General features: G+C 65.9%; 17 protein-coding genes. 10 read left to right on the plus strand and 7 right to left on the minus strand.

Features of this window, described 5'->3' with window-relative positions:
* Positions 1 to 350: 350 nt before the first annotated feature.
* Positions 351 to 1,955 (minus strand): ABC transporter substrate-binding protein, encoded by a 1,605-nt coding sequence (locus BHK69_RS14135; RefSeq protein ID WP_199579144.1) that lies wholly within the window; start codon positions 1,953 to 1,955, stop codon positions 351 to 353.
* A 376-nt stretch (positions 1,956 to 2,331) separates the two neighbouring features.
* On the opposite strand from BHK69_RS14135, the gene BHK69_RS14140 reads away from it, so the two are divergent.
* Positions 2,332 to 2,667, plus strand: coding sequence for an endonuclease domain-containing protein (locus tag BHK69_RS14140; protein ID WP_069693656.1), 336 nt, complete (start codon positions 2,332 to 2,334; stop codon positions 2,665 to 2,667).
* Between the two features lie 356 nt (positions 2,668 to 3,023).
* Here the strand turns inward: BHK69_RS14140 and BHK69_RS14145 are convergent, their stop codons facing one another.
* The 3 genes from BHK69_RS14145 to BHK69_RS14155 form a co-directional block, all read right to left on the minus strand.
* A complete protein-coding gene (locus BHK69_RS14145; protein WP_069690656.1) occupies positions 3,024 to 3,857 on the minus strand; it encodes an IclR family transcriptional regulator in 834 nt (277 codons plus the stop codon).
* Between the two features lie 70 nt (positions 3,858 to 3,927).
* The gene (locus tag BHK69_RS14150; RefSeq protein ID WP_199579147.1) at positions 3,928 to 5,457 is read right to left on the minus strand and encodes an AMP-binding protein; all 1,530 of its coding nucleotides are present in this window, start codon (positions 5,455 to 5,457) and stop codon (positions 3,928 to 3,930) included.
* Positions 5,458 to 5,967: 510 nt separating this feature from the next.
* Positions 5,968 to 6,744, minus strand: coding sequence for an enoyl-CoA hydratase/isomerase family protein (locus BHK69_RS14155; RefSeq protein ID WP_069690658.1), 777 nt, complete (start codon positions 6,742 to 6,744; stop codon positions 5,968 to 5,970).
* 163 nt (positions 6,745 to 6,907) lie between these two features.
* On the opposite strand from BHK69_RS14155, the gene BHK69_RS14160 reads away from it, so the two are divergent.
* The 3 genes from BHK69_RS14160 to BHK69_RS14170 are packed head-to-tail and all read left to right on the plus strand — an operon-like array spanning position 6,908 to position 10,381.
* Positions 6,908 to 8,470 (plus strand): AMP-binding protein, encoded by a 1,563-nt coding sequence (locus BHK69_RS14160; RefSeq protein ID WP_069690659.1) that lies wholly within the window; start codon positions 6,908 to 6,910, stop codon positions 8,468 to 8,470.
* Positions 8,471 to 8,480: 10 nt separating this feature from the next.
* Positions 8,481 to 9,449 carry an ABC transporter permease gene (locus tag BHK69_RS14165; protein ID WP_069690660.1) on the plus strand — a complete coding sequence of 323 codons (969 nt, stop codon included), beginning with the start codon at positions 8,481 to 8,483 and terminating at the stop codon, positions 9,447 to 9,449.
* A complete protein-coding gene (locus BHK69_RS14170; RefSeq protein WP_069690661.1) occupies positions 9,446 to 10,381 on the plus strand; it encodes an ABC transporter permease in 936 nt (311 codons plus the stop codon). Before BHK69_RS14165 ends, BHK69_RS14170 begins: the two co-directional genes overlap by 4 nt.
* 157 nt (positions 10,382 to 10,538) lie before the next feature.
* On the opposite strand, the gene BHK69_RS14175 is transcribed toward BHK69_RS14170, so the two are convergent.
* Together BHK69_RS14175 and BHK69_RS14180 are read right to left on the minus strand one after the other, a co-directional pair.
* On the minus strand, positions 10,539 to 11,279 hold the full coding sequence (locus BHK69_RS14175) for an NAD(P)H-dependent oxidoreductase (RefSeq protein WP_069690662.1): 741 nt from the start codon (positions 11,277 to 11,279) through the stop codon (positions 10,539 to 10,541).
* A gap of 506 nt (positions 11,280 to 11,785) precedes the next feature.
* Complete coding sequence (locus BHK69_RS14180; RefSeq protein WP_069690663.1) at positions 11,786 to 12,757, minus strand: LysR family transcriptional regulator; 972 nt, start codon at positions 12,755 to 12,757, stop codon at positions 11,786 to 11,788.
* Positions 12,758 to 12,908: 151 nt separating this feature from the next.
* On the opposite strand from BHK69_RS14180, the gene BHK69_RS14185 reads away from it, so the two are divergent.
* The 6 genes from BHK69_RS14185 to BHK69_RS14210 all read left to right on the plus strand — a co-directional run bounded on the left by BHK69_RS14185 (position 12,909) and on the right by BHK69_RS14210 (position 16,742).
* Positions 12,909 to 13,418, plus strand: coding sequence for a thiamine pyrophosphate-binding protein (locus tag BHK69_RS14185; protein WP_244548525.1), 510 nt, complete (start codon positions 12,909 to 12,911; stop codon positions 13,416 to 13,418).
* 20 nt (positions 13,419 to 13,438) lie between these two features.
* Positions 13,439 to 14,026, plus strand: a complete 588-nt coding sequence (locus tag BHK69_RS14190; RefSeq protein WP_069693657.1) for a thiamine pyrophosphate-dependent enzyme — start codon at positions 13,439 to 13,441, stop codon at positions 14,024 to 14,026.
* A 444-nt stretch (positions 14,027 to 14,470) separates the two neighbouring features.
* Complete coding sequence (locus BHK69_RS14195; RefSeq protein WP_069690665.1) at positions 14,471 to 15,283, plus strand: SDR family NAD(P)-dependent oxidoreductase; 813 nt, start codon at positions 14,471 to 14,473, stop codon at positions 15,281 to 15,283.
* Positions 15,280 to 15,726 carry a VOC family protein gene (locus BHK69_RS14200; protein ID WP_069690666.1) on the plus strand — a complete coding sequence of 149 codons (447 nt, stop codon included), beginning with the start codon at positions 15,280 to 15,282 and terminating at the stop codon, positions 15,724 to 15,726. Before BHK69_RS14195 ends, BHK69_RS14200 begins: the two co-directional genes overlap by 4 nt.
* Positions 15,727 to 15,939: 213 nt before the next feature.
* Complete coding sequence (locus BHK69_RS14205; RefSeq protein ID WP_069690667.1) at positions 15,940 to 16,218, plus strand: type II toxin-antitoxin system TacA family antitoxin; 279 nt, start codon at positions 15,940 to 15,942, stop codon at positions 16,216 to 16,218.
* Positions 16,215 to 16,742 (plus strand): GNAT family N-acetyltransferase, encoded by a 528-nt coding sequence (locus BHK69_RS14210; protein WP_069690668.1) that lies wholly within the window; start codon positions 16,215 to 16,217, stop codon positions 16,740 to 16,742. Before BHK69_RS14205 ends, BHK69_RS14210 begins: the two co-directional genes overlap by 4 nt.
* Positions 16,743 to 17,165: 423 nt before the next feature.
* Here the strand turns inward: BHK69_RS14210 and BHK69_RS33405 are convergent, their stop codons facing one another.
* Positions 17,166 to 23,573: an autotransporter-associated beta strand repeat-containing protein gene (locus BHK69_RS33405; RefSeq protein WP_148663418.1), complete on the minus strand. Its 6,408-nt coding sequence runs from the start codon at positions 23,571 to 23,573 to the stop codon at positions 17,166 to 17,168.
* Positions 23,574 to 23,622: the final 49 nt, after the last annotated feature.

Below are 23,622 nucleotides of genomic sequence, written 5' to 3' on the forward strand. Positions count from 1 at the left end.
GCCATTGCAAGCAGAAGATGTCGCGTTTTTCACAACCTTCGGCAGAAGATTTGGAGAGCTTCGGGAATGGCGATGGCCGGGGTTTTGAGCGCCGGTGAAGGCGCTTTTCCGGGGATTTGGAGGGGAGTTTAACAGCGGGGCGATCCGGCCGATCGCTTTCGGGCAAGTCATCGCCCGAGCGGGACGTCATCGCGCGCGCCGGTCGGCGGGCGGGTAGAGCGCGGGGCTCATGGCCGCAGATAAGCGGGGAGGGGCCGGCACGCACCCGTCCGATCTTCGGATCGGCTAGCGCGGGCGCGCAGCCCCCGCCGTCTCAGGGCGCGTCAGCCCCTCCTCATCTCCCGCCCCCCTCACTGCCCCGCCTTGTGCACATCCGTCGCCAGCGTCAGCTCATCGATCCTGGGGGCGTAGCGCAGCCTGCGCTGCGTCGCCCAGATGTTCTTGAAATGATAGAGCGGGATGATCGCGACGTCGCTGGAGACGAGCTTCACCGCGTCCAGCACCAGTTTTTCGCGCCTGGCCTCGTCGACTTCGCTGATCGCCGCGGTGGTGAGCGCGTCGAGCGCGGGGTTTGAATACTGCGCCCAGTTATAGAGGCCCCAGCCGGTCTGCTGGCTGCGGGTCGCGAGCAGGTCGCGCAGCAGGCCCGTACCCTCCATCGAGTTGTTGCTCCAGCTGCCGAGATAAGCGGAGAACTGGCTCTTGGCGCCGCGCGTGGAGTAGACGCTGAAGGGCATCGCATCGATCGCGACCTCGACGCCGATGCGGCTCCACATCTGCGCCAGCGCCTGGGCGACCTCGACGCTGTAGGGCGTGCGGTCATTGGCGGTCGAGAGCGTCAGCCGGAAGCCGTCGGGGAAGCCGGCCTCGCCCAGGAGTTTCTTGGCCTTCTGCACGTCATAGGCCGGGACCGGCGTCTTGGCGTCGTATCCGGGGATGCCGGCCGGCAGCCACTGGCCGGTCGGGGTCGCCGTGCCCAGCACCACGCGCTCGGTGATCCCGGCGCGGTTGATCGCAAGCGAGAGCGCCTCGCGCACCTTCTGTTTCGTCAATGGCGAGGGCTCGATCTTGACGCCCTTCTTGTCCAGCACCGCGGGCGCGTCGGGCGCCGGCTGGATCATCGGCACGACATAGTTGACGCGCATGCCGGCGATCTCGGCGACCTTGACCTTGTCGGAGGATTGCAGGCGCGGCAGGTCGCTGGCCGAGGGCTGGTCGATCACGTCGATATCGCCCGCCAAAAGGGCTGCGGTGCGCACGGCGACATTGGGGATCAGCCGCAGCGTCACGCTCGTCCAGTCGGGCTTCTTCCCCCACCACGTGTCGTTGCCGACGAGTTCGATGCGCTCGCCCGGCTGATAGGCCGAGAACTTGAACGGGCCGGTGCCGATCGCGGCCTTGCCGCTGTTGTAGTCGGCCGTGGTCGCGTCCTGCCCGGCATGGCGCGAGACGATGGCAAGCCGCGTCAGGTCGCTCGGCAGATTGGGGATCGGCGTCGCGGTGGTCAGGCGGATCAGCAGCGGGCCCGCCACCTCGACGGCGGTGATCGGCCGGATGATGCCGGCAAAGCCGCCGAGATTATTGGGCACGTCGAGCGCCCGTTTCAGCGTGAAGGCGACGTCGTCGGCGGTGAACGGCTTGCCGTCATGCCAGGTCACGCCCTCGCGCAGGGTGAACTCCCAGATCGTCGGCGAGACCGCGCGCCAGGCCGTCGCCAGCCCCGGCGCAAGCTTGCCATCGGCCAGGCGGTCGACCAGCCGGTCGAAGATGTGGAAGGCGACGAGGTTGTTGGGGGTGGTCGAGTAGAAATGCGGATCGAGCGAATTGACGGAGCCGCCGAGCCCGATGGTCAGCTTCTCCGCCTGGGCCGGAACGGCGCCGAGTGCAGCGATGCCGAGAGAGACGGCGAACGCGCCGGCAAGGCGCGGCATCCGCAGCGTCAGAGAAGAAGCCATGGCCATCCCCTTTATTATTGTATGTCAATAACTAATATTTGAAGACAATTTCTGTGGACTGTCAAGGTAGCGCTGGAGGCGGGCGGCGGACGGGTTGCTCTCCCTCGTGGCCGAGATGAAGCGAAGTGCCGGATGAAGGGCGCGGGGAACCCTTCTCCCGTGTGGGAGAAGGGCAGGGATGAGGGCCCGCCGTTGATTATTGAGGCGCAACGGAGCCGCCGCGCCTTCTCCTGAATGGGCACAGCCTCATCCCTGTCCTTCTCACTGAACTCGGGCTTGCTCGAGTTCAGCACCCAAAGTGTCGAAGTCGGGTGGGCTCGGCTTCGATGAGGGAGACGGGTTTCCCGCGCCTCTTCGCCAGTCCATCATCACCGCCATGACGACCGAGCAACGCCGCTTCGCCAGACGCCAGCGGGCGCAGGCAACCGAGCCCGAGGACATCGTTTGGGGCCTGCTGCGCAACCGGCGTCTCGACGGCCTCAAGTTCCGCCGGCAGGTGCCGCTGCTCGGCTACACCGTCGATTTCCTCGGCGTGGAGCGCAGGTTGATCGTCGAGATCGATGGCCGGCAGCATGATTGGGAACGCGACTACGATGTGGCCCGCACGCAGGAGATTGAGCACCACGGCTTCACCCTGCTGCGTTTCAGCAATGCGCAGGTTCGCGATGAGCGCGACGCAGTTGTGGCAGCGATCCGCAAGGCCTTGGGCTGACCGGGGTCTCCTCCCCGATGAGGGCCCGCGCCCAAACCAAAAAGGCGCTGCGGCATAGTTGCGCCCCAACAATCAGCGGCACACCCTCACCCCTGCCCCTCTCCCTGAACCCGGGTATACCCGGGTTCAGCACTTGGAGTGTCGAACTCGGGTAGACCCGACTTCGATGCGGGAGAGGGGTTCCCCGCGCTTGTCCGATCCGTCCCCGCCCGCTGGAAAGCCCGCGATGAACGGAGCTTTTCGATTGGGCGCTCGCGGCGAACCGGACCGCAGTGGGCCGCTTGTCCGGAATGACGCGGTGGTTCCGAGGGTGAACGGCCTGCGCCGGGAGGCGCTGTCTGGAACCTCCCGAGCCCTCAGGAGATCAGCGTCTCGGTCGCGCGGGTTGCGGCTGCGGCGACTAGCGGTGCGAGCTGCGCGATGGCGGCCTGGCGCTCGAAGCGCGTCGTCAGGGTCGAGAGATTGATCGCGCCGACGGCGCGGCCGGCCCGGTCATGCACGGCGGCCGAGACCGAGATCGAGCCCTGCTCCATGTTCTTCTCGGTGACAGCGAAACCGGCTGTTTTCACCGCCTCGAGCAGCCGCATCATCTCGGCTGCATTCTTGGCCTGCGTGCGCGAAGGCACCGAGTCATGCGAGGCGTTCCAGATCTTCTCGATATGGGCCGGGGCGGAATGCCCGAGCAGCACCTGGCCGGAGGAGGAGGACAGCGCCGGGAAACGGGTGCCGACCGGCAGGTTGATCGAGGAGATATGGGTGCTGGGAAGCGTGGCGATGATGACGATCTCGGCGCGGTCGACTTCGACCCAGGAGATCGTCTCGCGCGTGCGTTCGGCCAGTTCGCGCATGGCGGGATAGGCGGCGTCGAGCGCCAGGTTCGAGGACACCGCGCTCTGGGCGAAGCGGAAGACCTTTCGGGCGAGCGTATAGCGCTTGGTCTGCTCGTCCCGGTCGAGATAGCCGAGCCGTTCGAGCGTGTAGATGAAGCGCTGCGAGGCGCTGCGGCCAAGCCCGGTGCGAATGGCGATGTCGGACAGGCTCAAGCTCGCCGTGGTCTTGTCGAAGGTCTCCAGCACCTTCATCGCCTTGCCGACCGAGGCGACGAAGAGGCGCTCATCGATCTCGCCTGCGACCGGGCCGGCATCGCCGCGCGGCAAGGCCGTGCTTGGTTTCGTCGTTGCGTCCGGCATGCGCCTTCATGCTTTCCTGTCGATAAGGGGCAGCGTTAGCATCTTTGTGCGGCTGCTAAAACCCGGCGATTCAGCCCCGGAATGCGCCCTCAAAGCGTGCCTTGAGCAGGTTTTTCTGGATCTTCCCGAGCGTGTTGCGCGGCATCTCCGCGACCAGCTCGATGCGCTTGGGCACCTTGTATCCGGCAAGCGAGCGCTTGAGCGCGGCGATCGCGGCGCTCGTATCGAAACCCTCGGCCCCGCCCGCGAGCTGCACCACCGCCAGCACCGCCTCGCCGAAATCGGCATGGGGCACGCCGATGACGGCGCTCTCCGCGACGCCGTCCAGCGCATTGACGGCGGCCTCGACCTCCCTGGGATAGACGTTGAGCCCGCCCGAGATGATCAGATCGGCGCCGCGCCCGAGCACGCTGACATAGCCTTGCGCATCGAGCCGGCCGAAATCGCCTGTTCGAAACCAGCCGTCCCGGAAAGCCTGCGCCGTCTTTTCCGGGTCCTGCCAATAGCCGAGGAACGGGTAGGGCTGGCGCAGTTCGATCATGCCGACGGTTCCCGCCGGCACGAGCTCGCCCTGCTCGTCGACGATGCGGATCGCCGAGCCCGGCAGCGGTTTGCCGGAGGTGTCGGGCCGGCGGCTGCCGCCGAGCCGGTTCGAGGTCGCGATCAGCACTTCGGTCAGGCCGTAGCGGTCGAGCAGGCGATGGCCGGTGCGCGCGGCGAAGGCCTCGAACGCGTCCGGCCGCATCGGCGCCGAGCCGGTCACGAACAGGCGCATCCCGGCGCAGAGCGCCCGGTCGAAGCGCGGATCGGCCATCAGCCTGGCGTAATAGGTCGGCACGCCCGCAAAGATCGTCGCGCGCGGCAGCGCGGCCAGCACGCTTCCGGCCTCGAATTTCGGCAGCAGGATCATCGCGGCCCCGCCCGCCAGAGCCGGCGTCGTCGTGCCGAACAGGCCATAGGCCATCGGATTGGCGTGGAGCAGCGTATCGGTCTCGGTGATGCCCCAGCAGGAGGCGAGCGAACGCGCATTCCAGATCACGGAGCCAGCCGAGAGCAGCGCGCCCTTCGGCCGCCCGGTCGTGCCGGAGGTGTAGACCATGGCATTGGGATCGGACGGCGCGACGCTCTGGAGCGCGCTCTCGCCCGGCATCGTTTCGCTTCGCTCGATAAGGCTGCCGCTGCCGCCGGCATCAAGGGTCAAGTGCCTGCAGCCGGCGGCGCGGACGACGCTCTCACGCGTGGGGTCGCAGATCACCAGTTTTGGCCTGGCATCGCCCAGGATATGGCCGATCTCGGCATCGGTCAGGCCGATATGCACGGGCACATAGACCGCGCCGAGCCGGCAGGCCGCGAGATAGAGCAGCACGGCCTCGGGCGATTTCTCGAGGATGCCAGCGACGAAATCAGCCTTGCCGACCCCCTCGCTCGCCAGCAGGCCGGCATAGCGGGCCGTGACGATGGACACCTCGCCAAAGCGGATGACGCGTCCGTCCGCGTTTTCCATGAAGACGCGGTTCGGGTCGCGCGCCGGATCGATCAGGGCAGCGAAGACATTCGCGTCGTCGGGCACGGTGATGGCGGGCATTGTGGTGGTAGACATGGCGTCGTCTTCCTGATCCGCAGGGCTCGGAGCCCGTCTAGAAATTCCGGCCCTCAAAGGCCTAGCCCCCCAGCGACAACCGCGCCGTCATCCCGGGTCTCCCGGAGCCTGCCATCAGGCCGGCTGAAAGCCGGACCCGGTGGGTCGCCCGGGATGACGCGCCCTTTTCCCTTCTCCCCTCGCGGGCGAGATGAAGCGAAATCCCGGATGAAGGGCGCGGGGAACCCTTCTCCCGTGTGGGAGAAGGGCAGGGATGAGGGCCCGCCGCTGATTGTTGGGACGCAACGGAGCCGCGCAGCCTTCTATTGAAAGGGCACACCCTCACCCCTACCCCTCTCCCATCCGGGAGAGGGGTTCCCGCGCCTGTCTCATTCGACCTTGCCCACTGGAAAGCCGTCAATGAACAGGACTTTTCGATCGGGTGCTCGCGGCGAACCGGACAGTCGTGGGTCAAGCCCGACCATGACGCGCGTCGGATTCCAGGGCTCAGCCGCATATCCAAACGAACCCTCAGCGGCCGCTGAAAACGGGCTTGCGCTTCTGCGCGAAGGCGAGCGAGCCCTCGCGATAATCGGCGCTGCGGTCGGCCATGTCGGAGAGGGCGGCGATTTCGCCCGCGACCTCTGGAAGCCTTCCCTGCAGCATCGCATCGCAGGCGAGCTTGGCGGCCCGGATCGAGAGCGGCGCATTGGCGATCATCGGCTCGGCCATGCGCAGCGCCGCCTCGACGACATCGCCCGCGACGACCTCCGAGACCAGGCCGCAGGCCTGGGCCGCGCGAGCATCGATAAGCTCGCCGGTGTAGAGCATGCGCCTGGCCATGCCGATGCCGGCGGTGGCGGCGAGAAGCTGGGTCGAGTCGGCCGGGTAGACCAGCCCGAGCTTGGCCGGCGGCACGCCGAAGCGTGCCGTGGCGTCGGCGAGCCGGAAATCGGTCCGCAGCGCCAGCGTGCAGCCGCCGCCTACGCAGGGGCCGCTGACGGCCGCGATCACCGGCACCAGTGAGGCGGAGACGGCGGCATAGCAGGCCATGATCGCATCCCAATAGGCCTGCCGCGCCGGGGGATCGTCGCGAACCGCGGCAAAGGCGCCGATCTCGTCGCCGGCGCAGAACGCACCGCCGCGGCCGGTCAGGATGATGGCGCGGATCGAGGGATCGGAGCGCAATTCGACGAAGCTGTCCCCGAGCGCCTGCCAGGCCGCGCTGTTCAGGGCATTGCGCTTGGCGGGGCGATTGATCGCGACGATGGCGACGCTGCCACGACGCTCGCGCTCGATATCGGTCATGGCGCTTGCTCCGTAGATATTGCTATATAATAATCATTATTATGAATGGCGCGACAGCCTGTCAACCGCCACCGGGATACCGGCCGCTTGACAGGGGCGCGAGCGAATATCAATATTCAATTATCATTATTGTATATCGATATATGATCGCGCGGACCGCCTCATGCAGACCCAGACCTTGCAGACGAACGAGATCACCATCAGCCAGCTCTGGGACCGGCGCGCCGCCAGCGACCCGGGCCATGTCTATTGCCGCTTCGGGCAGGAGAGCTGGACGATCGGCCGGCTCGACGCCGCCATCAATCGTCTGGCCAATGCGCTGCTCGCAACCGGCCTGAAGCAGGGCGACCGCGTCGCGGTGATGCTGCCGAGCCATCCCGAGCACATCATCGTCATCTTCGCGCTGGCCAAGGCCGGGCTCCTGCGCATCCCCGTCAACACCCATCTCAAGGGGGCGGCGCTCGACTTCGTCTTCGACCGCTTCGAGCCGCATGCGCTGATCGCAGACGCGGCCTATGCCGAGCCGCTCGCGCCGGTCCTTGGGCGGTTGCCGGAGCTTCCGGTGTTCTGGCGCGGCGGCGAGGGCGCGCAAAGCCTGGCCAACCTGTTCGAGCGCGGCAGCCCCTTGCCGCCCCCGGTGACGGTCGCGGCCGACGACATCATCGCGATCACCCCGAGTTCCGGCACCACCGGCGAGCCGAAAGGCGTGCTCAAGACGGACCGCAGCCTGCGCGCCGGCCCGATGGGCACGCTCGCCTTGACCGGCGCGAGCGCGGGCGACGTCTTCCTGCTCTGGGAGCCGCTGCATCACGGCGCCGGCGTCGCGGTGCTGATCGCGGCGTTGATGCAGCCGATCACGCTCGCCATGGTCGAGAAGTTCAGCGCCTCGCAATTCTGGGAGCAGGTGCGCCGCTTCGAGGTGACCCATATCCATTATCTCGGCGGCGTGCTGCCGCTGCTGCTGAAGCAGCCGGCAAGCCCTGGTGACCGCGACCACAAGGTCAGGATGGCCTGGGGCGGCGGCTGCCCGCTCGATGTCTGGCGCGCTTTCGAGGAGCGCTTCGGGGTTTCGCTTTATGAGGGCTACGGCCTCTCGGAGATGACGACCTTCGTCACGATCAACCCGGAGGGCCGGCTCGGCTCCTGCGGCAGGCCCTTGCCCTTCTATGAGGTGCGCCTGCTCGATGAGGCGGGCGCCGAGGTCGCGGTCGGCGAGCCCGGCGAGATCGTGGTGTTGCCGCGCGATCCCGGCCTCGCCTTCAAGGGCTATTTCCGCATGGAAGAGGCGGGTGCCGCGCTCGTCAAGGATGGCTGGTTCTCGACCGGTGACCTCGCCCGCAGGGACGAGGATGGCTTCCTGTTCTATTGCGGGCGCAAGAAGGACAGCGTCAGGCGGCGCGGCGTCAACATCTCGGCCTGGGAGGTCGAGCGCGTCGTCCTGACCCATGACGAGATCGAGGAATGCGCCCTGATCGGCGTCCCCAGCGAAATGGGCGACGACGACCTCAAGCTCTTCATCCGGCCTGCGCCCGGTCGCGCGCTCGACCCCGCCGGCCTCGTCGCATGGTGCGAGCAGCGGCTGCCCTATTTCCAGATTCCACGCTATATCGAGGGCATCGACGAATTCCCGAAGACGCCGACGCAGCGCATCAAGAAGAGCGAGCTGAGCCGCAGCGTCGCCGGGTGCTTCGACCGCGAAGGCGCCGGCTCCAAGCTCGGCAGGTAGCGGGGGAACGATGGCCGGATGGTTCCTTCAGCGCCTGCTCCAGGCCGGGTTCGTCGTGCTGGCGATGACGGTGATCGTCTTCATCGGCATCAGCGTCATCGGCGACCCTGTCGCGGTGCTGATCTCGCCCGATGCCGACCAGGCCGAACGAATGCGCGCGATCACGGCCTTCGGGCTCGATCGCCCACTCTGGGCGCAATACCTGTCCTTCCTGAACGGGGCGCTGCATGGCGATCTCGGCCGCAGCTTCGTCTATAACGAGCCCGCCCTGAAGATCATCCTGCAGCGCATGCCGGCGACGCTCGAACTCGCCGTTTGCGCCATGCTGCTGGCGACCTTCATCGGCATTCCGCTGGGTCTTTATGCCGGCCTCAAGCCCAACGCGCCGCTGGCGCGGGTGATCATGACCGGCTCGATCCTCGGCTTTTCGCTGCCGGGCTTCTGGGTCGGCCTGCTGCTGATCATGGTCTTTGCGGTGCAGCTCGGCTGGCTGCCCTCGGGCGGGCGCGGCGAGACCAGGGTATTCCTCGGCATCGGCTGGTCCTTCCTGACGCTCGACGGTCTGCAACATCTCGTGCTGCCGGCGCTCAACCTGGCGCTGTTCAAGATTTCGCTGGTGATGCGGCTGGTGCGGGCCGAGACCCGCGAGGTCATCCCCCAGGACTTCATCCGCACGGCGCGCGCCAAGGGCCTGCCCGAGGGCCGGGTGATCTTCCGGCACCTGTTGAAGAACATCATGATCCCGGTCGTCACCATCATCGGGCTCGAATTCGGCTCGGTGATCGCCTTTTCCGTGGTCACGGAGACGATCTTCGCCTGGCCCGGCATGGGCAAGCTGATCATCGACAGCATCCATGTGTTGGATCGGCCGATGATCGTCGCCTATCTCATGATCATCGTGCTGATGTTCGTGATCATCAACCTCCTCGTCGACTGCCTCTACACGGCGCTCGATCCGCGCGTCAGGATGGGCAAATGACCGCGCCGGCCTCGAGCGCAGAGATTGCGAGCCCGCCGCGTGCGACGCCGCTGCGCCGCTTCCTGCGCGCCTTCGCCTCGTCGCGCCTGGCCATGGCCGGCCTCGTCGCCTTCGCCGCGATCGTGCTCGCCGCGCTGCTGGCGCCCTGGATCTCGCCGCAGAACCCCTATGACCTGATGCAGCTCGACATCCTGGACGGGCGCCTGCCGCCGGGTGCGGTCTCTGGCGCGGGCGCGATCTCGGGCACCGGCATGACCTTTTGGCTGGGCACCGACGACCAGGGCCGCGACATGCTCTCGGCGATTCTCTACGGGCTGCGGATCTCACTTGTCGTCGGCATCTCATCGGCCCTGCTGGCGGCGGCTATCGGCACGACGCTGGGACTGTTTGCCGCCTATGCCGGCGGACGCATCGAAACCGCGCTGATGCGGCTGGTCGATCTGCAGCTCTCCTTTCCGACGATCCTGATCGCGCTGATGATCCTCGCCTTCCTCGGCAAGGGCATCGCCAATGTCGTGCTCGCGCTCGTCATCGTGGAATGGGCGGTCTATGCCCGCACCGCCCGCGCCAGCGCGCTGATCGAAAGCCGCAAGGAGTATATCGAGGCGGCCCGCGCCATGGGTGCGCGGCCGATGCGCATCCTGCTGCGCCATCTCCTGCCGAACTGCCTGCCGCCGCTGATGGTGATCGCCACCGTGCAGATCGCGCGCGCCATCGCGCTGGAGGCGACGCTCTCCTTCCTCGGGCTCGGCGTGCCCGTGACCGAGCCGAGCCTGGGCATGCTGATCGCCAATGGCTACCAGTACATGCTGTCGGGCAAGTTCTGGATCAGCTTCTATCCCGGCCTCGCCTTGCTCGCGACCGTGGTCGCGATCAACCTGATCGGCGACCATCTGCGCGACGTCCTCAACCCGCGCCGGCAGGTCGATTGAGGGGCGGGGTGGCTGAAAGGGCAGGGCGGCTCGGTCGTCATATCCCGACGGCTTGCGTCCGGCTTTGCGCGTCGGCGCTGCCCCCGCCGGGACAGGCGCACGGCTGAAGCGGGATCGCGCCTGCCGGCTCATGGGGCGCAGGTCGGAACCCCGCCGTTCAGACATTGCGCTGCACGCCAGAGCGGGCGAGCACGCCGGGCTTCAGGCGCTCGTTTGGGCCGTAATCTTCGGCTGGATGGAAATAGAGCCGGGGCGTCTGGTCGATCGTCAACAATCGCTCGCGATAGGCTGCAAGTTGGGCGGCGCGGCCGGCCTCAATGAGGCGTCCCGGCATATAGGCGAGATAGGGCGGCAGGACGTCGAAACCGGTATAGCGCAGCAGCCCGTTATGGATCGGCCAGAGCACGGACAGGATATCGCCGTCGATGCCGTCAGGCGCATAGGTGTCGGCAGAGGTGCCCGTCGTGGCGCAGACCATCGCCAGTTTTCCCGCGAACATGCCGGTATCGTATTTCCTGCCCGGCATATAGGCGAAGCCGCGCGCGAAGACGCGGTCGGCCCAGCCTTTCAGAATGGCGGGCATGCCGAACCACCACACAGGGAACTGCAGGATCAAGAGATCGGCGCGCTGAAGCTTGGCCTGTTCGGCTGCGATGTCGCCGGCGATGTTGCCGGTCTCCATCGCATGGGTCTGCTCGCGGGCGATGCTGAGACGGCTTGGGTCGGAGCGCTCGCCGGTGAAATCGGAGGGCCCCGTCACGGCATTGAAATTCATGGCGTAGAGATCGGAAACCTCGACTTGGTGGCCGGCCTGGCTCAGCACCTCCACGGCCAGATTGCGCATGGCCCCGTTGAAGGATGTCGGTTCGGGATGGGCGTAGACGATCAGGATGTTCATCGGCGGACCCTTGGGAGGAGCGGGGGCAGGCTGGAGCGTTTTCGAGCGAAGTGGGGCCCGGGATGCATTTCTGGACCTCTACAGGTAGCGCTCGGGGAACCCTCTCCTGCATCGAAGTCGGGTCTACCCGACTTCGACACTCTGGGTGCTGAACTCGGGCAAGCCCGAGTTCAGTGAGAGGGGCAGGGGTGAGGTGTCGGCCCCTGGACCAGTTGCGTGATGTCCTTGCCGTCATTGCGAGCGCAGCGAAGCAATCTAGGAGGGCTCGCTCTACGTCGCCTGGATTGCTTCGCTGCGCTCGCAATGACGGTGGGCAGCAATGACGATCGAGCAGCGGTGAGGTCACAACCAAAGCGTCAAACGGCCGACCCCTCACCCTGCCCTCTCCCTCCGGGAGAGGGTTCCCCGCGCTTGCCTCGGCTCGGGAATGGATTCCGGATCGGCGCCGCCGACGCCGCTTGTCCGGGATGACGCGCTCTGTGACAACGACAAGCTGGCGAGATCAGCTATGCCGGTTTTCGATCGCTCCGGATCGTCTCGGTCGGGACGTCCTGGTCCGGTATGCGGCCCGACCAGATGCCTTGTGCCACGAGGCTTTCAATCGTGGTCGTGATGACCTGGCCGGCGAAACGCGCCAGGCGCGATGTCGGCCGGTCCATCGGAAACGCCATGACCAGGCGGCGCGTCGGCACCGGCTCGACGAGCGGCGCGGCGCAGAGGCGGCCTTCGCGCAATTCCTCATGGATCGGTGCCAGCGGCAGCACGGTCATGCCATGGCCGCTCCGCACCAGCCCCTTGAGCGTGGCATAGCTGTCGGCCTCGACCTTGATGTCGAGCGCAAAGCCGCGCTCCTGCGCGCAGCGCTCGACGATCTCGCGCAGCCCGTGCCCACGGCTCGGCAGCAGCAGCCGCTGATGCTCCAATTGAGCAAAGTCGACACGGCTGTCGGGAGACAAGCCGGCGCCGGGAGGGCTGATCAGGAACAGCGTCTCGTCCAGCAAGGGGCGGATGCGAAGCGTGCGCGCGGATTTCGGATCGTAGAGGATGGCGGCATCGACCTCGCCGCGGTGAAGCCAGTCGAGAAGATAGCCGGAATAGGCGCTGACGATGCGCAAGGTCGCCTCCGGATGCGCTTCGCGAAACGCCGAAACCAGCGGCTCGGACAGGATGTCGGAGGCCGTCGGCGGCATCCCGATCGAGACATGGCCGCGCAACGGGGCGTTCTCGTCGGAGACGACGGCGCGGATCTCCTCCATCTCCGCCATGATGCGCAGGGCGTGGCGCAGCACATCCTGGCCTGCCTCGGTAACGATCATGCCGCGCCCGTGCCGGTCGAACAGGCGCGTTTCCAACTCGTCTTCCAGAAGCCTGATCTGCCGGCTCAGCGCCGGCTGGGCGATATGCAGCCGGTCCGCTGCCTTGGAGAGGCTGCCGAGTTCGGCGACATGGATCAGGGTGCGGAGCTGGTTGATATCCATGCTATAGAATATCGCTATAGCTGATCGCGAAAAAGGGTCGATGTCGGAATAATTTGGGCATGGCTATATCGGCGGAGATTTCCCGCTGAGGAGCCGCGCCGTGGTTGCCGTCGACGTTCTCGCCGAGCCCCTTCGTTCCGAGACCCGAGACCTGTCGGTCGATTGGCCGGTCGCGCTCTATGAGACGCTGAAGGCGGCCGGGATCAGCCACATCTCCTATGTGCCCGATGCCGGGCACGCGACATTGATCGAGCTGTTCAATGCCGATCCCGAAGTCGTCACCAATGTGCTGACGACCGAGGAGGAAGGGGTCGCGATTGCGGCCGGCAGCTGGCTCGGCGGCAAGCGCAGCGTCCTCTTGATGCAGTCCTCGGGTGTCGGGAACTGCATCAACATGCTCTCGCTGCCGGTCCAGGCGCGCTTTCCGTTCCTGACCCTGGTGACGATGCGCGGCGAATGGGCCGAGTTCAATCCCTGGCAGGTCCCGATGGGACAGGCGACGCAAGCCGCGCTGGAAGCGATCGGCGTGACCGTCCTGCGTGCCGAGACCGGCGCCGATCTGGTCGAGACCGTAGCCCAGGCCGCGACGATGGCTTTCGAGGCCGACCAGCAGATCGCCGTGCTGATCGGGCAGCGCCTCCTCGGCAAGAAGAAGTGGTGAATCCGATGACGCTTCTCACCATGGCAGCTCCGACAATGGACCGCCGCGTCGCGGTGAAGACGCTGCTCGATGCGCGTGACGGCGCGCTTGTCGTCACCGGGCTGGGCTCGCCGAGCTATGACGTTCACGCTGCAGGCGACCGCGACGACAACTATTATCTCTGGGGCGCGATGGGCGGGGCTGCGCTGGTCGGTCTCGGCATCGCCCAGGCCCAGCCGGAGAAGCGGGTGATGGTCATCACCGGCGATGGCGAGCAGCTCATGGCCTTCGGCGCGCTGGCGACGATCGCCGTGGCCAAGCCTAAAAACCTCGATGTGATCGTGCTCGACAACCAGCATTTCGGTGAAACCGGCATGCAGGCGAGCCATACCGGGCGCGGCATCGCCTTCGACCAGATCGCGGTCGCCTGCGGCTTCACCGAGACCGCCGAATTGCGCACGCTCGCGCAGGTGGATCGGCTCTGCGACAGCCTGAGGCAGCCCAGCGCCGGACCGCGTCTGTTCGTTCTCAAGGTCGCGGCCGAAAACCTGCCCCGTTCCTTGCCGCCGCGCGATGCGGTGCATGTCAAGAACCGGTTCCGCAGGCATCTCGGCTTTGAGCCCTGCTAAGGGCCGGTTTGGAAACTCTGAGAGCCCTCATCCTAAACTCCAGCCCTCATCCTGAGAGACTGGCCTGAAATGAACCCAAAGATTTCAATGGCTCTGTCTTCGCCACCAACGCACCGTCATTCCGGACGCAGCGAAGCGGAGATCCGGAATCCATCGTAGAGCTCCGGTGGCCTCCGATGGATTCCGGATCTGCGCCGCTTGCGCGGCTTGTCCGGAATGACGGCGCGGCTGATGGCAAGCGATCGGAGGTTCTGGATATCGCTCGATTCATTTCAGGTCAGCCTCTGAGGCGCCGCGCAGCGGCGTCTCGAAGGATGCGGGCTGGAATTTCCACACGAGCCCTGAAGCCCGCTGCCGCTGACCTGTCGCTGCTCAGCTTCGACAGGAACCGCTGCATGAGACCGCCGTTTCCTGGAGACGGCCGCTTATTGAAGGACGCAGAGAATGAGACTGGTGGGAAAGACTGCCGTCGTGACCGGCGCCGCGCGCGGCATCGGGCGCGCCTGCGCCGAGCGTTTGCTGGCGGAGGGAGCCAGGGTCGTCATCGCCGATATCGACAGCGTCCGGCTCGCTGAAACCGCAGCGGCTTTGGGCAACACTGATACCGTGCTCGCGGTGGTCACGGATGTCAGCGACAAGGCTCAGGTCGAGGCCCTGATCGCAGCCGCGGTAAGCCAATTCGGCCGGGTCGATATCATGCTCAACAATGCCGGCATCGCCATGGTGCAGGGCTTCCTCGACGTGACCAAGGCCGATTACGACAAGGTTCTCGGCATCAATCTGGAAGGTGCCTTCTGGGGCACGCAGGCCGCGGCGCGCCAGATGATCGCGCAAGGACAAAGCGGGGGCGGGCAGGGCGGCGTCATCATCAACATGTCCTCGATCAATTCGGGCCTCGCCAATCCCAATGTGGCGACCTACGCCATCACCAAGGGCGGCATGAACCAGATCACCAGCACGGCTGCGGTCGCTTTCGCCAGGGACGGCATCCGTGTGGTCGGTGTCGGGCCGGGCACGATCGACACCGAGATGATCCGGGGTGACTTCGTCGCCAGCGCGACCGATCGCACGATCATCGCGCGCACACCGCTGGGCCGTTACGGCACGGCCGCCGAAATCGCTGCGGTCGTGGCGTTCCTCGCCAGCGACGACGCCTCCTACATCACCGGCGAGACGATCTACCCGGACGGCGGACGGCGTGTCCTGAACTACGTCATGCCCGAACATGTCGTGCCCGAGCAGGAGGCCGTTTCATGAGCCTCTTCGACAAGCTGCACCATATCTGCATCGTCGTTGCCGATATCGACAAGGCGCAGGCCTATTACGAAGCGATCGGCATCGGGCCGTGGCAGGATTACCCGCCCTTGGCTGAATACAAGGAGCTCTCCGTTCCCAACGTCGAGGCCTTCAGGGAGCTGAAATACCGCTTCTGCAATCTCCCGACCGTGCAGATGCAGCTCTGCGAGCCGCCGCAGAAGCCCTGTCCCCAGCGCGAATTTCTCGACACCAAGGGCGAGGGCGTCTTCCATATCGGTTTCGAGGTCGCCGATGCCGACACGGCCGAAGCCGAAGGCAAGGCTGCCGGCATGGGCGTGCTCTCGAAGGGACGCCGCGATAATGGGACCGGCTTCACCTATTACGACAGCGCCGCCTCCGCCGGCGTCGTCCTGCTCTCGCGGGCGACCAACCCGACGACGTGAGGCGCGCGATCGCGCTGAACGCCTGAGCCGGGCGAGGGCTATTGAAGCGATCTGCAACTCTGCTGATCGATGGCAGTCGTTCGGCCGGCGCCTGCTCTGGACGCGATCCATTGATCACCGTTGCAATGGAAATTCGTACGCATTAAATACGTACATGATAGGCTGACGTGGCACGTGGCCATAGGCTGTCACAACTGGAATCGGGGACAGGCCATGGCACGCACCGCCCTTGACGACACAAATCGGATGAACCTCCGCATCAAGCCGGACGCGAAGGCGCGGCTGATGCGTGCGGCTGCTCTGCGCCATACCGATCTGACCAGTTTCGTCACCCAGTCCGCCCTGCGCGCGGCCGATGCCGTCATCGCTGAAGCCGATGTGACCAAGGTGTCGGAGCGTGACTTTTTTCGGATCCTGGAATTGCTGGACAACCCGCCAAAGCCGAATGCGAGGTTGAAAGCCGCCGCCGCCGCCTTGCCGAAGTCCCTGTGAGCCTTCCCGCCTGGCATGAGGAGCCGATCACGAAGGCGCATGATCGAAAGGCCTTCGACTGCGGTGTGAGCGAGCTGAATAGGTTCCTCGAGCGGTTTGCCCGGCAAGGGCATGAGCACAACGCCGTGAAGACGTTTTGCGCAATCGCGGACGACACACCCAACAAGGTCCTGGGGTTCTATAGCCTTACCCCAACCTCGATCGCATACGAGGCGGTTCCCCCTGCCATGACCAGGGGGCTGGCCCGCCATAGGGTGGCTGGCTTCCTGCTCGCGCGGCTTGCCGTCGACAAGACCGTCGGCGGCCAAGGCCTCGGCGGGCAGCTCCTCCTTGCGGCGGCTTTGCGTTGCCTGCGGGTGACGGTGGAAGTCGGCGGAGTTTTGCTGATCATCGACGCCAAAGATGACCGCGCCGCGCAATGGTATTGCAGCTTTGGCGCGGAGCGAGCCGCCGACCAGCCGCTCACTCTGGTTGCGCCACTGACCACCTTCGCTGAAGCGCTTCGCGAAACAGGGCACCTTTAGAGCATCGGCCCCGTGGGGGCCGGTTTTCGGGACGAGCCGATGCAAGACTGCGGACGCGGCGAGGCTTCAGCAGGCCTTGAAGGGACGTGCCCGAACCTTGCGCAAGGACCTCGCCACCGGCCAACCGAGAGAGCGCGGGGAACCCTTCTCCTGTAAGGAGAAGGGCAGGGATGAGGTGTCGGCCCCTGGACCAGTAAAGCGTAAAGCCAACCGCATGCGGTGGTGAGGGCTCGGCCGCTCCGGATAACGGCCGACACCTCACCCTGCCCTCTCCTTACAGGAGAGGGTTCCGCCGCGAGGTTCGCTTGCAATGACGGCCCGGGCGGTGTGGACAGGGCTCCAGCGACCTTCCGAACCATCCTTCGAGACGCCGCTTACATGCCTCCTCAGGATGAGGGCTCAAGTCCCAAACAATGTCTCGGCTCAGAAGCTGACCCTCAACTGGGCTGTGCCGCCGATGCGGCGGGTCTTTGCCGCGAGTTCGGAGTCGAGGCGCATGCCGAGGCTGACGCTGGGGCTGAGCTTGATGTCGGCCCCTGCCGAGAGCAGGGCGGCGTTGCGCTCGGGCCTAGCGCCTGTGATGCTGAAGCTGGCGCCGGCAAGCCCGTTGATCGAGGCGGTGAGGTCTGCGTCGCGCTGGTAGTAGCGCGCCCAGGCGGCGCGGACGAAGCCGGTGACCGGGGTCGCGCCGAGCATCAGCGTGGCGTCGAGCTGCAGGCCGAGCTCGCTGCGGCTGGTCATGTCGGAACGCCTCGCCAGCGTCAGCATGCCCGCCGTCGCGCCGGCCCTGTCGCGCTCGACCGCGGCGGGGCTCTTGGCCTGCACCGCCTGGAAGGCGGCGAAGGGCGCGACAGTGAACCCACCCCAACCCGCCATCGGGACAATCGCCACCGGGAGACTGGCCTCGATCCGCCCGCTCCACGCCTGCGTGACGTAAGATGCGGCGACGCCGCTGCGGGCGAGGGCGGGAATAGCGCGGTTGGTATCGGTGTCGAGCCTGGCATAGCCCAGCGCCGCGCCGAGATGGACCGGGCCGAGGACGGTGCGGCCATAGAGGCCGGCCTGGAAGACATCGGCCTGCGCCTTGCCGAACCCGCCCGCAAGCGAGGCGCGCGACTGGCCGCCCGAGACCGCGGCGCCCACCACCGTGTTGCTGCCCAGCCGGATATCGGCGCCGACAGCGAGATGGCCGTCGGAGAGGCTACGGTTCGCCGAGCCCACGGCCCTGTCGCCGTCGCTGCGCCCGGTCGAGCCGAAGCTCGCGCCCCAGAGCGAGAAGCGCGCCGGATCGAGGCTCGCCCGTACTGGCCCGTCCTGTCTTGAGGGCAGGTCGGCTGTGAAGCCGGCCGCGCCGCCAGGGCCGTTCGCGAGCCGCCCGGTGGCGGATCCGTCGAGCATGGTGCGCAGGAACTGCCCCGCCGCGCTGTTGGCCATTGCGGGCGCGGCGGTGTGGGCCTCGCCGGAGAGCTGGTTCACGGCGCCGGGAATGGCGGCGGCCGGCAGGTTGTAGATCGCAAACAGCACAGACGGATCGGCGCCGTTGGCCACTGCCGCGTCGATGCCCCGTGCCACGGCATAGGCATTGGTCGAGCGGCCCAGGCCTGGTTGACCTGAGCCTGGTAGGCCCGCGCCAGGACCCGGGGCTGGCGTCGGGGTGGGATCGGCAACGATCGGCGCCAGCGGCTTTGACGTCAGGGTCAGCTGCACCTGCGTCGCGGTATAGGCGATGCTCGTGGTGACGCCGTCGCCGAAGACGCCTGTCGTGTCGACCGGGCTGAAGCTGCCGGTCCGCCCGCCTGCCGCCGAGAGCAGCGTATAGGGCGCGGAGAAGAGGTAAGCGCCGCCCAGTGGCATGAGCCGCAGCGTGCCGGCGAGCGAGGCGGTGCCGGTGACATTGATCCGGTCGGAGACCGCGCCCTGGATCTCGGCAACATAAGTCGAGCCCGCCCCCAGCACGAGATTGCCGTTCACCGTCAGCGTACCCGGCGAGTTGCCCGGCGAGACCGTGCCGTTCACGGTCAGCGAGGGCAGCTGGCCCGAGCCGCCGATCGAGGCGCCGGCTGCCACGGTGACGCTGGACGATGCGAGGATGGAGCCGTTGACGATGAGCGTGCCGCCAGTGATGGCGGTCGCGCCGGTATAGCTGCTGACGCCCGACAGGGTCTGCGTGCCGGCGGCGAGCGTCAGCCCGCCACTGCCGGCGATCGCGCCGGAAAATATGGTGGATGCGGCGTTGGCGAGGGTCAATCGCCCGGCACCGAGCGCCACATTGCCCGCCCCGGCGAGCGAGGCGATGGCCTGATCGAAGCCGTTGGCGTCGAGGCTGGCTCCCGTCGCGATCGTGACCGTGCTCGCGGCGCTGAACCGGTTGGCGGCATTCGCCCGCAGCGTGCCGGCATTGACCGCGGTCGCGCCGAGATAGCTTGCCGCGCCCGCCAGCGTGGTGACGCCGGTGCCGTTCTGCTGCAGCGCGCCGGTGCCCGAGATGTCGCCAGGCAGCGTCAGCGCATCCGTGCGGTTGACGGCAAGGATCGCGTTGTTGGTGATATCGCCGATCATCGAGCCGGTGGTGCCGCCATTGCCGAGCTGCAAGGTGCCGGCGTTGATCGTGGTGGTGCCGGTATAGCTGTTGGCGCCGGTGAGGATGAGCGTGCCGCTGCCGTTCTGCTGCAGCGCGCCGGTGCCCGAGATGTCGCCGGACAGCGTCAGCGCGTCCGTGCGGTTGACGGCAAGGATCGCGTTATTGGTGACATCGCCGACAATCGAACCAGTGGTGCCACTATTGCCGATCTGCAAGGTGCCGGCGCTGATGGTGGTGCCGCCGGTATAGAGGTTGGTGCCGGTCAGGATGAGCGTGCCGCTGCCGTTCTGATGCAATGCGCCGGTGCCGGACACGATATTGGCGAATGTCACCATGTCCGAGCGGTTGATCGCAAGGATTGCATTGTCGGTGATATCGCCGATAATCGAGCCGGTGGTGCCGCCATCGCCGAGCTGCAAGGTGCCGGCATTGATCGTGGTGCCGCCATCATAGCTGTTGGCGCCGGTCAGGATGAGCGTGCCGGCGCCCTGCTTGGTCAGGCCGATGCCGGCGCCCGCGATGGTCGAGCCGATCGTCGCCGTGACGCCTGCATCGGTCGTGATGAAACTCTTGCTCGGATCGCTGAAGGGATCGCCGGTCATGGTCAGGGTTCCGCCGGTCAGCGAATAGCCGTCGACCGTGAATTGCAGGCCCTGGATGTTCTGCGTGCCAGCGAGGGTGACCGTGCCCGCCAGCCCTGCGAAAATGCCGACGCCGCCACGCCACTGATCGTTGATTTGCGCGCCAGGTTGCGAGGTCATGTTGGTGTTGGCGGTGCTCCACGTGCCGGTACCGCCATTGACGGCTCCGTTGCCGGTCGCATCAGTGCCGTCCCAGAATTGAACAATCTGGCCGGCCCCGGCCAGCAGCACGTTCAGCTGGTTCGGGATCGTCGCGTAGATCGTATTGTTCAACGCGCCGGAATTGACGGTGTCGTACGCCCCGGAGATCGTTCCAGCCACCTGGTAAAGCCGGTACCAGCCTGCCGTGGTCGAGACGAGGTTGAGCGTGCCGCCCATCGACAGATTGCCGCCGACATTCACAAGATCATTGCTCGCGCCGCCAACGATACCCGACTGACCAAGCTCGAACGTGCTGATCGCGCCACTGTTCTGAACCAGATTGCCGCTGATGGTCAGCGTCCCCGGGCTGAAGCCCGCGGACAGGACGCCGCCTGCATTGACCGCGACATTGCCGCCGACCGTGCCGGTTCCGCCCAGCGTGCCGCCATTGTTGACGTTGACGGCGGCTGCGCCGTTGCCGAGCGTTCCACCGGCGCCCATCAGCAGCCTGCCGGAATTGACATTGACCGTGCCTGTGAACGCCGAGCTGTTCCCGGTCAGGATCTCGGTGCCGGCCGTCAGCGTCAGCCCGCCACTTCCATTGATGGCGCCGCCAAACGTGCCTGACGCGTTCGACAGCGTCAGCGTCCGGGAGCCGAGCGCCACGGTGCCGCCGCTGCCGGCCAGCGACTTGATCGTCGCGCCGCCGCCTGCCGAAGCGGAAATATTGAAGGATCCGCCTGTTGCCAGGTTCACGCCGCTTGAACTTGCGGTGCTGCCTGTGCCGCTCAGGGCTAGGGTGCCACCATTAATGAAGGTCGCGCCAGTATAAGTGTTGGTGCCAGCCAGGGTCTCCGTCCCCGCCGTCAGCGTCAGCCCGCCGCTTCCGCTGATGGCACCCGCGAATGTGCCGGAGCCGTTCGACAGCGTAAGGGTTTTCGACCCAAGGCCAACAGTCCCGGCGCCGGCCAACGATGTGATGCTCGCGCCAACGCCGGTTAAAAACGAAATGTCGAACCCGCCGCCGGCTGCGATCGTAACGCCGCTGGAGGCCGCGATGCTGCCGCCATCAACCAGCGCCAGGAAACCACCGTTAACGGTGGTCGCGCCCGTATAGCTGTTGCTCCCGCCCAGGCCCTGGGTCCCTGTCATGTGCGTCATGCCGCCACTTCCATTAATCGTGCCGTGAAACACGTTCAGAAGGGTGTTCGACAACGTCAGTGAGTTCGCGCCCAGCGTCACGGTGCCGCCGGTTCCATCTAGCGTTCTGATGGTCACGCCTGGGTCGGTCGAAGCAGAAATGTCGAAGACCCCGCCTGAACTGAGGGTCACGCCCGCCGAAGCTATAATGCTGCCGCCTCCGACCAGCGCCAACGTGCCACCATTGATGGTGGTCGCGCCGGTATAGCCATTGCTCCCGGTCAAGATTTGCGTTCCTGCCGCCAGCGTCAGACCGCCGCTACCGTTGATCGCGCCGCCGAACGTGCCGGAGGCGTTCGACAATGTCAGTGTCTTGGTGTCGAGCGTCACGGTCCCGCCCGCGCCGGCCAGCGACCGGATACTGGTGCCAGTCGCCGTCAAGGCCGAAATATCGAAGGACGCGCCTGGCGCGAGAGTCACGCCACTGGAAGCTGCAATGTCGCCGCGCTCACCCAGTGCCAAAGTCCCGCCATTAATGGTGGTCCTCCCGGTGTAACCGTTGATATAGGTCAGCGATTCCGTTCCGGCAGCGAGCGTCAGGCCACCGCTTCCATTGATTGCGCCAAGAAATGTGCCAGAAGCGGCGCTTAGAACGAGCGTATTGGATCCGAGAGTGACGACGGCGCCGAAGAATGGCCAAGTTTCGGTCGTAAGAGATCTGATTGTTACATTTGGTCCATTCGCGCCAGAAATATCAAACCTTCCGCTGTTGAGAAGATATACGGCGCTTGAATTTGATATACTACCTGCACCACTTAATAGTAGCGTGCTACTGCCGTCCACGGTTGTCAGCCCCGTGTATCCGTTTGACCCTGTCAGGGTCTGGCTCGTGGAGCTGAACCTTAACAAAAGACCGCCACTTCCACTGATATCGCCGCCAAATGAGTTAGAGTTACCTAGAATTGCATAAGTATTAGATCCAAGCAATACGCTTCCGCCATTACCTGATAGCACAGATCTGGTTGCGTTGACGTTCGTTGAATCAGAGATATCGAACGTGGCGCCACTCACCAAATTGAGAGTTCCGCTAATTAGCTGTCCGTTTCCGCTCAATGCTAAGGTGCTGCCAGACGCTATTGATACGCTGTTGGCGAAAGCGAGGCCGGTCAATGTTAGTCGGCCAACTCCGTTCTGAATGATTGAGCTTGAAGACGCCTCGATCCGATTGGCGAGAGTGACGTCGGTGGATTGATTGAACGCTAAGCTGCCGTTGACAGCAATGTTTCCGGTGAGAACCCAGCCAGCCTGGAGGTTCAGCGAATTTGTGCCTCCCGTGAAGTTGATGGCGTTGTTGCCGGCTATGGTCCCGCTATTGGTGATGGTCAGGCCGCTGCCGACAATGCCGTCACCACCACGGCCGCCGCCGTTGCCTGCGATCGTTCCGCTGTTGTTGATGATCAGCCCATTGACGCTGGCGACGACGCCGTCACCGCCGCGACCGACATTGCCGAAAATGTTGCCTGTGGAGCCGGTGGACGTGTTCCCGCCATCGCCGCCCGTGATGGTGCCGGAATTTGTTAATACGGCACCTGAAACCGCGATAACGACGCCCGCCCCACCATCACCGCCGTTGCCTGCAAAGCCCCCGATGACAATGCCGGGCTGCGCGGAGTTGCCTCCGTCCCCACCCGTTCCACCGGCGCCGCCGGTGATCACCGATGCGTTCGAAATGACGTTCGCTCCCCCGATCGCAAGGAGGCCCGTTCCGCCGCTACCACCGCCGCCGCCGCCGCCGCCCGGATTGCCGCCAGCAATCGCCGTTCCGCCGCTGCCGCCAGCACCTCCGTTCTGACCCGTTAATGGGGCGACAACATTCTCTGGCCCGGCCGTAATCTGCCCGTTGGCGCCACCGCCACCGCCGCCACCGCCGCCAGGCCCGACGCCGGGTGTGCCTATGCCTCCATCCGCACCAGCCGCGCCGCCGGCGCCGCCGGGTACGGCATTGCCTGCGCCACCGTTACCCCCAGCACCTCCGCCTGCGCCGCCGCCGCCGCCGCCGCCGCCTCCGGCGGAATCGTCGCAACCATTCGGGCCCGCTTGGCCGTCACCACCACCACCGACGGCACATCCAGACACGGAAGCGCCGCCATTACCGCCAGCTGCCACTGCCGGAACGGAGCCGAGGGTCAACCCGATGATCGGGACGAGCGACATGAGGCTGAAGAGCGCGGTGGCGGCAAGCAGGCCGCGGCGGCGTTCCGAGACATTCAGGGCGCGACGATCGCTGCGCGAAAAAATGCGGCTAGAAGAGACCAGAATACAGACCAAGACAAAGTTCCCCGCAGCCCAGATATCGCGTTTGAAGGTCCCGGCCTTT

The organism is Bosea vaviloviae, from assembly GCF_001741865.1.
In the GTDB taxonomy this organism is placed as follows: Bacteria; Pseudomonadota; Alphaproteobacteria; order Rhizobiales; family Beijerinckiaceae; genus Allobosea; species Allobosea vaviloviae.

What these genes read in the sequence shown, in the direction of transcription:
- BHK69_RS14140 (WP_069693656.1), top strand. Translation starts at nt 2,332, where the DNA reads ATGACGACCGAGCAACGCCGCTTCGCCAGACGCCAGCGGGCGCAGGCA.
- BHK69_RS14145 (WP_069690656.1), bottom strand. Translation starts at nt 3,857, where the DNA reads ATGCCGGACGCAACGACGAAACCAAGCACGGCCTTGCCGCGCGGCGAT.
- BHK69_RS14180 (WP_069690663.1), bottom strand. Translation starts at nt 12,757, where the DNA reads ATGGATATCAACCAGCTCCGCACCCTGATCCATGTCGCCGAACTCGGC.
- BHK69_RS14190 (WP_069693657.1), top strand. Translation starts at nt 13,439, where the DNA reads ATGGCAGCTCCGACAATGGACCGCCGCGTCGCGGTGAAGACGCTGCTC.
- BHK69_RS14160 (WP_069690659.1), top strand. Translation starts at nt 6,908, where the DNA reads ATGCAGACCCAGACCTTGCAGACGAACGAGATCACCATCAGCCAGCTC.
- BHK69_RS14195 (WP_069690665.1), top strand. Translation starts at nt 14,471, where the DNA reads ATGAGACTGGTGGGAAAGACTGCCGTCGTGACCGGCGCCGCGCGCGGC.
- BHK69_RS14135 (WP_199579144.1), bottom strand. Translation starts at nt 1,955, where the DNA reads ATGGCTTCTTCTCTGACGCTGCGGATGCCGCGCCTTGCCGGCGCGTTC.
- BHK69_RS14165 (WP_069690660.1), top strand. Translation starts at nt 8,481, where the DNA reads ATGGCCGGATGGTTCCTTCAGCGCCTGCTCCAGGCCGGGTTCGTCGTG.
- BHK69_RS14150 (WP_199579147.1), bottom strand. Translation starts at nt 5,457, where the DNA reads ATGTCTACCACCACAATGCCCGCCATCACCGTGCCCGACGACGCGAAT.
- BHK69_RS14175 (WP_069690662.1), bottom strand. Translation starts at nt 11,279, where the DNA reads ATGAACATCCTGATCGTCTACGCCCATCCCGAACCGACATCCTTCAAC.
- BHK69_RS14170 (WP_069690661.1), top strand. Translation starts at nt 9,446, where the DNA reads ATGACCGCGCCGGCCTCGAGCGCAGAGATTGCGAGCCCGCCGCGTGCG.
- BHK69_RS14205 (WP_069690667.1), top strand. Translation starts at nt 15,940, where the DNA reads ATGGCACGCACCGCCCTTGACGACACAAATCGGATGAACCTCCGCATC.
- BHK69_RS14200 (WP_069690666.1), top strand. Translation starts at nt 15,280, where the DNA reads ATGAGCCTCTTCGACAAGCTGCACCATATCTGCATCGTCGTTGCCGAT.
- BHK69_RS14155 (WP_069690658.1), bottom strand. Translation starts at nt 6,744, where the DNA reads ATGACCGATATCGAGCGCGAGCGTCGTGGCAGCGTCGCCATCGTCGCG.